A 13,061-nucleotide genomic window follows, 5' to 3' on the forward strand; every position below is an offset into this window, starting at 1 on the left:
TTATCACCCTTTAAAATATGAAATTGTAGCCTGTGGTATCATAGGCATTGGTTATATAATCAATGCTGAGCACTTTTCCGTCCTCGATGATGACTTGTGCGACATCAAATCTTGGCTGCAGGAAATTCGGGTGCTTGCAGCAATAATCAGCGGCTGTTTTGATTATCAGCCCGCGTTTACGCTTGTTGACAGCCTCAAAGCCAGTGACCATACTTTCAGGCTTACGTGACTTTACTTCAACAAATGCTATATAAAAGCCGTCCTCGGCAATTATATCTATCTCGCCGCCTTTTATACGGTAATTCCGTGCGGCGATTTTATATCCTCGGTCTTTAAGGTAAGCACAGACGCTTTCCTCACCGAGTTTTCCTATTTCACTTTTCGTCATAAAGCTTTTTCAGGAATGTTTTCCTGTGTACATCGGAAATGCCGAATTCTTCAAGCTTTTCGTAATGCAGCTTAGTACCGTATCCTTTATGCTGTGAAAAGCAGTACTGAGGATACTTGCCGTCGAGCTCACGCATATAGCGGTCTCGTGATACCTTTGCAAGAATTGAAGCTGCCGCTATGGAAGCCGAAACAGCATCACCGTGTATCACAAATCTGCTCTCACATTCAAGCTCGGGGAGACGATTGCCATCGATCAGAGCAAGGTCGAGACGTACTCCCAATCCGCTGACAGCTCTTTCCATTGCAAGCATTGTAGCCTGTAAAATATTGAGCTTGTCTATCTCCTCAACGCTTGCTGTTGCCACACAGTATGCATCAGCCTTTTCGATGACCTCATCGTAAAGAAGCTCACGGCGTTTTTCGGATATCTTCTTGCTGTCATTGAGATAGTTTATCAGCACACTGTCATTGAGAATGACTGCTGCCGCATAAACATCGCCTGCAAGAGGTCCTCTGCCAGCTTCATCGACACCGCATATCACAGGGTATTCCCTGCGAAGCTCAGTATCGTAATCAAATAATTCCTTATGTAAAATAACTCTTGCCATTACAGCTCCTTCTTCTGCGGAGCTTCAAGAGTTATCCTGCCAAGCTTGCCGCTTCTGAACTCATCAATAACAGTTATGGCTGCACGCTCGGTATTGATCTCTCCGCCTGATATCATCATACCGCGCTTTTTGCCCACCTTTTCAAGGAGCTCAAGTCCTGTATCTTCATCGGAAAGCTCGATCTTGTATCTTTCCTTCAAAGACTCGGGGTAATTCTCGGCAAGATAAGCAAGAAGCTTCATCGCAAGCGTTTCAATATCAAGGATATCGTCGCTTATTGCTCCTGTAAAAGCAAGTCTTACAGCAACGTCCTGATCTTCAAACTTAGGCCACAAAACGCCCGGCATATCAAGCAGCTCGGTATTGTTATCAAGCTTTACCCACTGCTTTGTACGCGTAACACCGGGTCTGTCCTCCACCTTAGCGCGTTTTGAGCCTGCCAGTTTATTGATAAGTGAGGATTTGCCCACGTTAGGGATACCCACGATCATTAGTCTGACCGCAGCTCCTGTCATACCGTTTTTAGCTCTTTTTTCCATAAGCTCTTTGAGAACGGTATTCTTTATTGAAGGAAGTATAGCCTTCAAGCCTTTGCCTGATTTGCAGTCAACTGCAAGGGCTTCACTTCCGTTTTGTCTGAAATAATTTATCCACTGCTGAGTAGTTCGTTCATCAGCAAGATCACTTTTGTTAAGCAGTACAAGTCTTGGTTTATTTCTGGTCATATGATCCATTTCAGGATTGCGGCTGCTCAGAGGAGCGCGCGCATCAACTATCTCAACAACAGCGTCAACAAGCGAAAGATTAGCCGCTATGAGACGCCTTGTCTTAGCCATATGTCCAGGAAACCACTGGATCTGCTTCATATCGCTGTTATCCACAAAAGCCTCCTGTAAACATCTACTTTTATTTTACTATGCCTATCTTTTGTGCAGGTGCGGCACGGAACAATACCTTTCCCACAACACTGTCTACAGATACAAAACCAATATCGTATGAACGGCTGTCAAGGGAATTTCGCCTGTTATCGCCCATTACAAAGAGATATCCCTTCGGAACGGTAACAGGATATTTTCCTGTGAATGCTCCCTCATCTGAATGAGTAAGTCCGCTTGTATAGTCCTCTGTCAACTCTTTTCCGTCAACGAATACCTTGCCTCTGTCAAAGTCGATATCAACGCTCTGTCCCTCGGAAGCTATCACTCGCTTTACCACGGTTTTGCGAGAACATGCTTTTTCATACACCTCGCCGCTGTCATCAAGAAGATGCGCACTATCGATATCTGCTATTATAATATCGCCGCGTGAATATCTAAAAAACGGCATTGTCTCAACTATAACGGTATCTCCTTGAACAAGCGTATTCTCCATTGACTCGCCCTTTACGATATATACTCTGAAACAGTATGTAAATATCATAACTATAACGAAAAACGTTACAAGCAGAGTTTCAAGAAAATCCACCGCTTTGCTCAGTAATCCCGAGCCTGCTTTTCCTGTTTTCATTTAGAAAAGAAGTAACTTGAACTCCTTGATAGGCGAATATCTCAAAACTGCCTTTCCGTAGATCTGATCCTTTTTGATAAGACCAACATCACCTACACGGCTGTCAGAAGAAGCACGTCTGTTATCGCCCATTACGAAATAATATCCCTCGGGGATAGTTATCGGGAAATCAAATGCATCGCCTGCATCGACAACTGTATCCTTTATATAAGGTTCATCAAGTACCTTTCCGTCAACTATGACCTGCTCATTTTCAGGATCTATCATAAGAGTCTGACCCGGTTCTGCAACAACTCTCTTGATAAGACATTCATTAAGGAATGACTGTGAGATGTCACGCTCTTTTACATTGTTGTTTTCATCAAGGAGATAAGACTTGTTGTTATCGATCACTATGATATCTCCATAATGCGGACCCGAATAAACAGTTGTCATGAATATTCTGTTGCCGTTAAACAAAGTATCGTTCATAGAGTTTCCGTCAACAACTACAGGGTGGAGCAAATATGTGAAAATCATAACAATGACGAATACAGTGAGAAGTGTGGACTCAACTATCTCAAGGATATCATCAACGAGCTTGCTTTCTTTCTTAACAGACTCTTCTGAATCCTCTTCGTTATCATCATCGTCTTCCTCTTCGTCGTCCTCGTCTTCTGCGTCATCATCGCTGTCATCATCATCATCATCAACAGCATCTTCTATGAGCTCTACAGTCTCTTCGGCTGCTTCTTCAACTGTTTCCTCCACTGTCTCACTGACAGCTTCCACGGCAGTTTCTTCTATATCGTTTTCTGTTTCGCCATTCTGTAATACGTTCTTTATTTCATCAGCCATAATGCTGCCTCCAGACTATAAAATATTAATATGTAGCAAAAAAGGGACTTTAAGTCCCTCAAGGAAAGAAGATGAGTCAGCCGAAGCGAGTCGGCTGAACTCAGTCTGCAACCTGTTAGCGGATCTGTTCCTTAACCTTAGCAGCCTTACCAACTCTGTCTCTGAGGTAGTAGAGCTTAGCTCTGCGAACTTTACCGTATCTTACAACCTCTACCTTGTCAACAACAGGAGAGTGAAGTGGGAATACTCTTTCGATACCGCAGCCGTGAGCTACACGTCTAACAGTGAAAGTTTCGCTGATTCCACCATGCTTCTTTGCAATTACAGTACCCTCGAAGATCTGGATACGGCTCTTATCGCCTTCCTTGATCTGAACGTGTACCTTTACGGTATCACCTACGTTGAACTGTGGAACATTTTCCTTCATGCTTGATTCGCTGATTAACTTGAGTGCATCCATTTTATTTTCCTCCTAAAATTTCCGAACATTCTTACCTGTCCCGCATTGACCGTTCAGCATTCGGCGTATGCAGGAATAATATAATAAATAAGTGTACATAGTACACAGGCTCAGAAATGAGCATCAGGCAGCGGACTATCCGATTTAATGTCTTTCGGCATTAACCCTCATTCGGGCATAAAGATGCCCGAACGGATTTCAAATGCTTTTATATCATACCACACTTTGACAAAAAATGCAAGTGTTTTTTGTGCAAAAATATATATTTAATATATTTACTTCTTTCTGAGTATCGCCATTGCTGCATGATGAAGTATCTCAAGATCGTCCGAAGGCGTCTTTTCGAGCATTTCCATGTGCTCCCTCTCCCATGCTGCTATCTCTTCTTCGGTCATTGAAGCTCCAACTCCGCGGCAGGCTTTCATTCTTCCGTTCCAGCTTTCACGGGTAAACGGCACTATAAGATCATAATCCTCGGCATACTCAACATCAAAGTATTCATTTGCGATCTCGGGAACAAATACAGGCTTGCGAGTATAACCTCCGCCAGTCCACTTTGGATTATACTTCAGAACCAGTTTTTCACTTTCACCTGCAAGCTTGTCATCATCAGGAAGCCATGCCATGAAAAGAATGACAAGTCTGCCGCCTTTTTTCAGAAGCTTCGCAAGCTTAGGGATAACTTTATCATAATCAAAGTAGAAAAAACACTGGCAAGCGGTGATAACATCGAAACTTTCCTCAGAAAAGTCGAGGTCTTCTGCCGCAGAGACTACAAAATCAATTTTCATGCCATTTTCTTCGGCAAGCGATTTTGCCTGAGCAATCTGGTTTTCGGATATGTCCGAACCTGTCCACTCAGCCCCGTATTTGTACATATTCCGCGGCACAACGCCTGTTCCCGTGCCGATGTCAAGAACCCTCTGTCCCTTGACACAAATTCCTCTTTCTGCGACTTTTCCGAAGAAAACAGGCGGATAAATATCGCGAAATTTAGCATAATCGGAAGATGTACGTCCCCAGTCGAAGGCTTTGCCTCCGTCTATATCATTCTTGAAAATATCCATTTTATATCCTTTTCTTAGTCAAATACCGAATTATCGGCACATAATATAGCTATTCTTCGTATGTTTTGGGGTTCAAAGGCAATATCTGCAGCCTTTTTTAAAGCTTCAATAAAAAGTGTCGGATTGTAATTGGTCTGCGTACCTGCGGGCAGATACATTGAAATATTGACCGAATTATCACCTTTTTCACAAGAAAGAATCTCCATATCTGGTTTGATATCAACAGTTTTTATACCCTTTTTGGTTTTCTTTTCAATGAGTATCTCAGGGCTTGCAATTAGCTCCTGAGCAGCAGCAAAAAGTCTGTCTGTGTCATCAGATACAAGTGAGAAGCTGTATTCAGCCTTTGCGATAGCGGTTATCTTCTGCTTCTGCTCTGCGACCTTGACGATACGCATACCTTCGGGCATTACTGCGTTGAGCTTGTCCCTTATCTCGTCAAAAGACAGCTCCTCGTTGAGATTGAAGTCAAGTATCTCGCAGCTGCTCTCAAATCCAAGAGAAAGTGCCAGCGCAAAGCTGTAATAAGGGTGAGGATTAAAGCCCTCAGTGTACCATATTGGCAGTCGTGAGCGTCTGAAAGTCCTGAGCATACAACGGTTAAGGTCAAGGTGGGAAATGTATTTTGCGCGTCCGCATTTTTCAAACGTAGCTCTTACACGTATCAAAAACATTCCCTCCCTACTTTTTTATTTACACCGCAGCCCGAACATCTCAGGCGGCAGTTCGGCGTAGTTTTCGACTGATGAGCCGTTTTGTTCTCGCGGATAAGGAATTCCTTTGAAACAAGATAGTCCAGATGATCCCACGGGAGTATCTCATCATACTCAAAACGCCTATTTGCGTAAAATGATGTATCTATACCGCACTCCTTAAAAGCTTCCATCCATTTGTCAAAGTGAAAATACTCTTCCCAGCTGTCGAACTTACAGCCCATTTTCCATGCAGTATAGACCACGTTGCAAAGCCTTCTGTCACCTTTGGCAAGTATTACCTCAAGCATACTTACGTCAGGATTGTGATAGCTGACCTTGACCTTTTTCGTCTTTACGGAGTCAAGGAGAAGCTTCTGCTTATGCTCTATCATCTCACGTGTATCCTGCGGCTCGAACTGGAACGGAGTAAAGGGCTTTGGAACAAAAGTCGCACAGCTTATTGATATCTGAACTCCCCTGCCCTTAGGACGGTTCTCAATACTGTAGAAAAGGTCGATTATACGGTTAGCAAGCTCAGCGATACCGACGATATCCTCGTCAGTCTCAGTGGGAAGTCCCATCATAAAATAGAGCTTTACCGATGAATAGCCGCCCTCGAATGCGATACGACAGGTATTCATTATCTCTTCCTCGCTGACGTTCTTGTTTATAACATCGCGGAGACGCTGTGTACCGCCTTCTGCGGCAAAAGTAAGTCCGCTTTTACGGACTCTTTTTATCTTTTCGAGCAGAGATTCCGAGAAGTTATCAACTCGCAGTGATGGCAGTGAAAGATTTATCTTTTCGCTTACAGTATAGTCAAGCAGCTTTGTGAGCATAGGGTCGATCTCTGAGTGGTCACTTGTACTCAATGAAGCCAGTGACACCTCATCATAGCCCGTATTTTCGCAAAGGCACTTGGTTTGATATACGACTGTATCTGCGTGTTTCTCTCGAAATGGGCGGTATATAAATCCTGCCTGACAAAATCTGCATCCGCGTATACAGCCTCTCAGCACCTCTACAGAAGCACGGTCCTGTACTATCTCAGTAAAAGGTACTACAAAATTCTTCGGGTAATAGGAGCTGTCCATGTCCCTGATTATACGCTTCCTTATGACCTCAGGCGCCCCCTCGGATACGTTCATTTTTTCGATAGTACCGTCAGATTTATAGGTGAAGCTGTAGAACTGCGGCACATAAACTCCCTCGATCTGAGCGGCTTTTCTGAGGAAATCCAATCTTGAAGCCCCCTGCTTCTTCATCTCAGCATAAAGATCCATGAGTTCAAGGTTGACTTCCTCACCCTCACCGAGAACGAATATATCAAAGAAATCCGCAAGCGGCTCAGGATTGCATACACATGGTCCGCCCGCAATAACTATCTGTGTGAGCTCGTTTGTCCTGTCCTTGGCGTATACAGGGATACCTGCAAGGTCAAGCATATTGAGGACATTGGTGTATGAAAGCTCATACTGCATCGTAAACCCGATAAAATCAAAATCTTTTATAGGATCAAGGCTTTCAAGGGCATATAACGGGATATCATTCTCACGCATTATAGCCTCAAAATCCTCACCGGGCGCAAAACATCGTTCGCACCAGTAGTTTTCACGCTCATTTGTGAGCGAATACAGTATCTTCATGCCCAGATGTGACATTCCGATATCATATGTATCAGGAAAGCAAAAGGCAAATCTCACGTCTATCTTTGATTTGTCCTTTATAATGCTTCCGACCTCGCCTCCGATATATCTCGACGGCTTCTGCACCTCAAGAAGGTGTTTTTCAATCTTATCTTTAAGCATACTGCCTCCGCTATCAATAACGCTTATCATCAGGTATCAGCGACATAAAGCTTCTGTGCTCGCCTCTCCAGCCAATGGGAACAAAATTCTCAAAGTTTTCAGGTCGTGGGAACTGTGAATACATAGTATTACTGTCAAAATCAATGAACATGGAAGCTTCATAGTCTATCTTCTTATCGTCATGGGCCACCATTCTGAGCAGTCTGAGCTCATCGGAAGAATACCTGCATTTAAACAGATGGGCAAGGAAATGACTTGCAGTAAAGCCGTCAAGGACTTCTATTCCCCAGCGTTTATCGCAGAACTGCTCATAAGTACCGATATCTTTTTCGAGCTGTGCCTGTGTCCTGCCGCTTTTTTTATAAGCAGCCTCCCACACGGCGTAAAGCTTCTTATAGTCCATTTTCCAGAGATTTTTCGGAGCTACATACCATTCAAAATGCTTTTTGAAAAGTACTCCGACTACTATATTTTCACCGTATTTCGGCAAGACCTTATCTATCTGTTCCATAATTCCCTGAAAGCTCCTTTTCAAAACATATCATATCACACAATTGAACTCCCGACTCAATGATCGGGTGATCGTAGTTATCAATGAAAAAATTTTTGATAACGCCGCATCTTCTGAAACCACAGCTTTCATAAAAAGGCACTGTCAGAGGACTGTCTCCCGTTCCGACAGTAAGCTTTTTAAAAGCTCCCGAAAACTTATCCTCAATATAGCCGATAAGCTTTCTTCCTATGCCCTGACGCTGATAACGCTCCGCAACAGATATATTTTTCAGTTCAAGGACAAGATCGCCCTCATCTGTCACTATGCACACAGCACAGACATCATCATCGTTCTTAACAACAAAAAGTCTGCCTCTGTCAAGGTACTTATATATCATCTCCTCCTGTTCGTCACCGAGCAAGAGCAGATAGATATAATCTTCTTTGTGTTCTGAAACTTCGGAAATACACATCATTTCATGCTGTCCTCGCAGAAACGTTTCGGCAGGAAGTCTGAAAGCCTGTATTCACCGTCAGCCAGAACTATTACAAGATCATCTCCGCAGAACTCACTGAGCACCTGTAAACAAGCTCCGCAGGGATAACAAGGCTTTGAGAAATCGCCGTCACCGCTTCCTGCTATAGCAATAGCCGAAAACTTTGTATATCCCTCAGATACTGCCTTAAATACAGCTGTGCGCTCTGCACAGTTAGTAAGTGAAAAAGATGCATTCTCAATGTTGCAGCCCTTGAATATCACGCCCTCAGCAGTGAGCAAAGCTGCTCCTACCGAAAAGCCCGAATACTTTGAATAAGACATTTCAGCCGCTTTTACTGCCTGTGCCAGAAGTTCCCTATGCTCCATAATATCACCTGTTTCTGCCTACCTTACGTTTTTTGCCGTCAGGAGTCATTATATAAGTATTATCCAGCTGAGCAGCAAGATTTCCCGTAACCGCTCTTCTGTATTCGTTGCGAAGCTCTGTCTGTTCAGCCTTTTCCGCTTCAGTAAGTCCCTCGTTTTTAGACTTTCTTGCAAGCTCGTTTATACGATCTATTTTTTTCTGATCCAAATTAAACACTCCTATATAAATATACTATTATTGTAACATCATTTCAAGATAATTTCAAGTATAAAGGCATTATTAAAAATAATAAATCAGAAGCTTACTTTTCAGACTTTACCTCTTTCTTTTTAGGCTGGACGTATGCAGCAAATTTATCGTATATCTCAGGGTATTTATTTTTAAGACGTATCGGTCTCATATTGCTGTCAGTAAAACAGTGTACCGAATGTCCGTAAACATTTACTTCACCTGTTTTGCCGCTTACAATACGGTAATCCAGTTCAAGTGTAGTGCCGTTGACCTTCGTCAGAGTCCCGTAGACTGAGAAAGGCTCGTCAAATACAAGGGGACGCTTGTACTCACAGTTAAGTGAAAGCGTGTGAAGAAGTATGCCCAAGCTCTCAAGCAAATCAAACGCAACTTCACCCTGTTTAAGATGATCTACTCTTGCTTCATCAAAATAACGAATATAGTTTGAATGATGAACTACCCCCATTTTGTCGGTCTCATAATAAAATACGTTTCTTGTGTAAGGTCTTAATTCTTTCATAGATATCTCTCATTAAATAAAAAATCATACTTTAATATACTATCATACAGTATCACAAATGTCAATATTTTTATAATAATCTCTTTTCAATATATCTTTGATTTATTTTGATTTGTGTGCTATAATAAAAAGGGATTTTTTGAACAGGAGGTCAATATGAAAAAAGCTCTCGTAACAGGCGGTGCAGGCGGTATAGGTGAAGCTATCTGCCGCAGACTTGCTGCCGACGATTATTATGTATACATAAACTACAACAACTCAAAAGAAAAAGCGGAAAAGCTTGCTTCCGAAATAGACGGACAGGCTGTTCGTTTCGATATTTCCGATAATGATACAGTAAGAAATGCTATTGAAAGCATCGGACATATCGACCTGCTTATCAACAATGCAGGTGTATCCGAAATAGACCTTTTTACATCTATCAAGCAGGAAAGTGCGAATAAGATACTCGATATAAACCTGAAAGGAACGTTAAACTGTGCAAGAGCTGTTCTGCCTTCAATGATAAACCAAAAAAGAGGAAATATAATAAATATATCCTCAATGTGGGGGCAGTGCGGAGCTTCCTGCGAAGTTGACTATTCTGCTTCCAAGGCAGGCATAATAGGCTTCACAAAAGCACTTGCAAAAGAAGTTGCACCGTCTGGCATACGTGTAAACTGCATAGCTCCGGGATTTATTATGACAGAGATGAACAGCAGATTTTCCGAGGATGATCTTAAACTGATACGTGACGATATCCCACTCGGCATATTCGGTGAACCGCGGCATATAGCCGATGCAGTCGCTTTTCTTGCTTCGGATCAGGCAGAATACATAACAGGTCAGATATTAGCCGTAAACGGCGGAATGGTAATTTAAGAGGTAATGATATGAAAGACAGACTGAAAAAGCAGGTCGAATTTCTGCTTGAACTTGATAAAATGAAAAATCTGTACCGTCAGACCTATGTACTGCACGAAGACAGAAAGGAAAACGATGCGGAACACAGCTGGCATCTGGCTATACTGGCATTCCTCCTCGCCGAGTATTCAAACGAAAAAATCGACATTACTCATGTAATGAAAATGGTACTGCTGCATGATGTTGTTGAAATAGACGCAGGCGATACATATTGCTATGACAACGAGGGTTACAAATCAAAAGCTGAACGTGAGGAAAAAGCTGCACAGCGTATTTTCGGGCTTCTTCCCGACGATCAGCGCAAAGAGTTCTACGATCTGTGGCGCGAGTTTGAAGACTCTGAAACGCCTGATGCCCGCTTTGCTGCCATGCTTGACAGAATACAGCCTCTGCTTCTGAATTATACCAAAGGCGGCATCTCATGGCAAGAACACGGAATTCACAAGCAACAGGTATTAAGCCGTAATATCGACTATTTCTCAGAGTCAGACGAACTCGCCGAACTGATTAAAAGCGTTATTGATGATGCAGCAGAAAAAGGGTGGCTGAAAACATAAATCGACAAATTGCACAGTTTTCTCTTCCATTTGCAGTACACTATTACTAAACCGCCGAATTTAATGAATAAATGATGATAATTTATGTTAAAACTTGAATTTTCACCTCTATTATGCTATATTAGTAGTATAAAATAATATAAAAACAAGATTGATATAGAAGGATGATGACTAATGAATAAAAAAGCAACACAAAGTGCTGCGGGGACTGCTGTGAAAACAGAAGATGCACTTTTAAATGAAGTGAAAGATCCTATTGAAGCAGCTATTGAGACCGCAGAAGAGAAAAAGCCGCGGTTCCCAAGGCTGAAAAAATACAATGAGAAAAGAGAAGCCAATTCATCAAAATACAGCAAATTCAACCGTTTTATAATGATAATATTCCCGTTGTTCATTTGCTGTATGGCGGAGATAACTCAGTCAAAATATATTTCATCTTTCGTGAACCTTATTACCGAAAGACCTACCGTTTTCGTATTTGACCTTATAATCACAGCCGTAGTTTTCATATTCCTGCTGGGATTATTCAAAAAAGGCTGGCTGACCATTCTGGTACAGACTTTCATATTCATGGCACTGAGTACAACAGAGCTTTTCAAATACGGAACAAACGGCAATCATCTCATACTTTCGGATATGAAGCTTGTCAAAAGCGTAAAAAGCCTTACCTCTTTCGCTTACATAAAGATCACTCCGAGGCTTATCCTTTATTACGTTATAGCAATTGCTTTTGTATACCTTGCCTTTTACTTTAATCCTAAGATAAAAGCCTCACCGCTCCGCAGAGTGACCATGTGCTGTGCCTGCGCACTGCCGATGGCAGCACTTATAGTGCTCCCTTCGTTCTATAATCCTGTATATAATGCTTTCAAGCTTGATACAACTGATGCTACAAACGCATTCAAGCTCAATGAAAAATTTGATAAAAACCATTTCCTTGCATTTCTTGTACAGACCGCTTCGGAAAGCTATGCAAACCGTCTTGTAATACCTGAAACATACAGCGAAGAATACATTAACCAGATAACTGATATCCCTGTTGAAACAACTGAGGACTTCAACGGCGGCAAAAAGCCTAATGTTATCGTTATAATGAGTGAATCCTACGCAGATTTCCGAGTATTTGACGAACTCAAAGTCGATGATAAATACTACAAGTACTTTGACAGAGCGATCTCTGACGGCAAGGGCGGTATCGCAATAACTCCTACATACGCAAGCTGGACTGTACGTTCAGAATTCGAGCTTCTTTTCGGACTGCCTGTAAGAGGTCTCAATACACCAAATATGCCTCAGCGTGAGCTTGCCGACCGTGTACAGCCAGCTCTTGCACAGTATTACAAGAGCTGGGGATACAACACCGTTTATGTTCATCCATTCCAGAGCAATTTCTACAGCAGAGCAAAGATATACGGTCACTTCGGATTTGAGAAAATGATCTATCACGACGATCAGGAAGGCACTACCGATTTTACTGTTCCTGTAGACCACTTTGGTACATATGTTGACGACTCAACTGTTTTCGATCAGATATTGTATGAGATAAAGGATTCTGACAAACCGATCTATCTCCATACAACAACAATGCAAAATCATCAGCCATACGATCAGGGTGAAGATCCCAACAACGAATTCGTAAACTATCTTACATGGATAGAGCATACAAATGATGGTCTCAACGACTTCCTCACTGAACTTAAAAAGGTAGACGAGCCTACTCTCGTATTCTTTGTGGGAGATCACTTCCCTTCACTCAGAGGTGAAACAAGCGTTTACAATCAGCTCGGCCTGACTGGCGAAAACTGTTCTCCTCTTTATCAGCAGAAATACTTCTTCTGGAGCAATTATGATGCTGATTTCTCATATATTCCAGAAGAGGAAGTTTCATTCTTCTACATACCATATGTTATAATGAATATCATTGACGCTCCACGTGATGCATTTATCGAAAAAATGAACGGCTATATGAAAACACTGCCCGTTTATTCGACCGAGTATAATGATGAGATACCGAGGAACGATGAACTTGATATTTTAACTATGGACAGAGTCGTTCTTGAAGACTTTTCACCATCACCTATTCCCGATGATGAGTTATCTACTCACGATTAAGGAGTCAAT

At 42.2% G+C, this 13,061-nt stretch carries 17 protein-coding genes; 3 read left to right on the forward strand and 14 right to left on the reverse strand.

Annotation, left to right across the window (positions count from 1 at the left end; all coding sequences use genetic code 11):
- Window positions 1-10 precede the first annotated feature (10 nt).
- The 14 genes from BLW60_RS08650 to BLW60_RS08715 form a co-directional block, all read right to left on the reverse strand.
- The gene (locus BLW60_RS08650) at window positions 11-388 is read right to left on the reverse strand and encodes a YraN family protein (protein ID WP_074716452.1); all 378 of its coding nucleotides are present in this window, start codon (window positions 386-388) and stop codon (window positions 11-13) included.
- On the reverse strand, window positions 375-998 hold the full coding sequence (rnhB, locus tag BLW60_RS08655) for a ribonuclease HII (RefSeq protein WP_074716454.1): 624 nt from the start codon (window positions 996-998) through the stop codon (window positions 375-377). Before rnhB ends, BLW60_RS08650 begins: the two co-directional genes overlap by 14 nt.
- Window positions 998-1,879 carry a ribosome biogenesis GTPase YlqF gene (gene ylqF, locus BLW60_RS08660; protein ID WP_242872853.1) on the reverse strand — a complete coding sequence of 294 codons (882 nt, stop codon included), beginning with the start codon at window positions 1,877-1,879 and terminating at the stop codon, window positions 998-1,000. The genes rnhB and ylqF overlap by 1 nt, the downstream gene beginning before the upstream one ends.
- 25 nt (window positions 1,880-1,904) lie before the next feature.
- A complete protein-coding gene (gene lepB / locus BLW60_RS08665; protein WP_074716456.1) occupies window positions 1,905-2,504 on the reverse strand; it encodes a signal peptidase I in 600 nt (199 codons plus the stop codon).
- A complete protein-coding gene (lepB, locus tag BLW60_RS08670) occupies window positions 2,505-3,341 on the reverse strand; it encodes a signal peptidase I (protein ID WP_074716458.1) in 837 nt (278 codons plus the stop codon).
- A gap of 115 nt (window positions 3,342-3,456) precedes the next feature.
- Entirely contained in the window at window positions 3,457-3,801 is a 345-nt protein-coding gene (rplS, locus tag BLW60_RS08675; protein ID WP_072948496.1) for a 50S ribosomal protein L19, read from the reverse strand.
- Between the two features lie 275 nt (window positions 3,802-4,076).
- A complete protein-coding gene (locus tag BLW60_RS08680; RefSeq protein WP_074716460.1) occupies window positions 4,077-4,868 on the reverse strand; it encodes a class I SAM-dependent methyltransferase in 792 nt (263 codons plus the stop codon).
- Window positions 4,869-4,882: 14 nt separating this feature from the next.
- Window positions 4,883-5,536: a TIGR03936 family radical SAM-associated protein gene (locus BLW60_RS08685; RefSeq protein ID WP_081348185.1), complete on the reverse strand. Its 654-nt coding sequence runs from the start codon at window positions 5,534-5,536 to the stop codon at window positions 4,883-4,885.
- Window positions 5,533-7,371 (reverse strand): TIGR03960 family B12-binding radical SAM protein, encoded by a 1,839-nt coding sequence (locus BLW60_RS08690; RefSeq protein ID WP_074716680.1) that lies wholly within the window; start codon window positions 7,369-7,371, stop codon window positions 5,533-5,535. Before BLW60_RS08690 ends, BLW60_RS08685 begins: the two co-directional genes overlap by 4 nt.
- 13 nt (window positions 7,372-7,384) lie before the next feature.
- Window positions 7,385-7,882 carry a hypothetical protein gene (locus BLW60_RS08695; RefSeq protein WP_074716464.1) on the reverse strand — a complete coding sequence of 166 codons (498 nt, stop codon included), beginning with the start codon at window positions 7,880-7,882 and terminating at the stop codon, window positions 7,385-7,387.
- The gene (locus BLW60_RS08700) at window positions 7,866-8,336 is read right to left on the reverse strand and encodes a GNAT family N-acetyltransferase (protein WP_074716682.1); all 471 of its coding nucleotides are present in this window, start codon (window positions 8,334-8,336) and stop codon (window positions 7,866-7,868) included. The genes BLW60_RS08695 and BLW60_RS08700 overlap by 17 nt, the downstream gene beginning before the upstream one ends.
- The gene (locus BLW60_RS08705; protein WP_074716467.1) at window positions 8,336-8,728 is read right to left on the reverse strand and encodes a cytidine deaminase; all 393 of its coding nucleotides are present in this window, start codon (window positions 8,726-8,728) and stop codon (window positions 8,336-8,338) included. Before BLW60_RS08705 ends, BLW60_RS08700 begins: the two co-directional genes overlap by 1 nt.
- A gap of 4 nt (window positions 8,729-8,732) precedes the next feature.
- Complete coding sequence (locus BLW60_RS08710; RefSeq protein WP_074716469.1) at window positions 8,733-8,936, reverse strand: DUF896 domain-containing protein; 204 nt, start codon at window positions 8,934-8,936, stop codon at window positions 8,733-8,735.
- A gap of 94 nt (window positions 8,937-9,030) precedes the next feature.
- Window positions 9,031-9,480 carry an acyl-CoA thioesterase gene (locus BLW60_RS08715; protein ID WP_074716471.1) on the reverse strand — a complete coding sequence of 150 codons (450 nt, stop codon included), beginning with the start codon at window positions 9,478-9,480 and terminating at the stop codon, window positions 9,031-9,033.
- Between the two features lie 156 nt (window positions 9,481-9,636).
- Between BLW60_RS08715 and ymfI the strand changes: the two genes are divergently transcribed.
- The 3 genes from ymfI (at window position 9,637) to BLW60_RS08730 (ending at window position 13,052) form a co-directional block, all read left to right on the forward strand.
- A complete protein-coding gene (ymfI, locus tag BLW60_RS08720) occupies window positions 9,637-10,341 on the forward strand; it encodes an elongation factor P 5-aminopentanone reductase (protein ID WP_074716473.1) in 705 nt (234 codons plus the stop codon).
- A gap of 11 nt (window positions 10,342-10,352) precedes the next feature.
- Window positions 10,353-10,940, forward strand: a complete 588-nt coding sequence (locus BLW60_RS08725; RefSeq protein WP_074716475.1) for an HD domain-containing protein — start codon at window positions 10,353-10,355, stop codon at window positions 10,938-10,940.
- A 174-nt stretch (window positions 10,941-11,114) separates the two neighbouring features.
- The gene (locus BLW60_RS08730; protein WP_074716477.1) at window positions 11,115-13,052 is read left to right on the forward strand and encodes an LTA synthase family protein; all 1,938 of its coding nucleotides are present in this window, start codon (window positions 11,115-11,117) and stop codon (window positions 13,050-13,052) included.
- The last annotated feature ends 9 nt before the right edge of the window (window positions 13,053-13,061 follow it).

This window comes from Ruminococcus flavefaciens (assembly GCF_900108555.1).
GTDB lineage: Bacteria > Bacillota > Clostridia > Oscillospirales > Ruminococcaceae > Ruminococcus > Ruminococcus flavefaciens_P.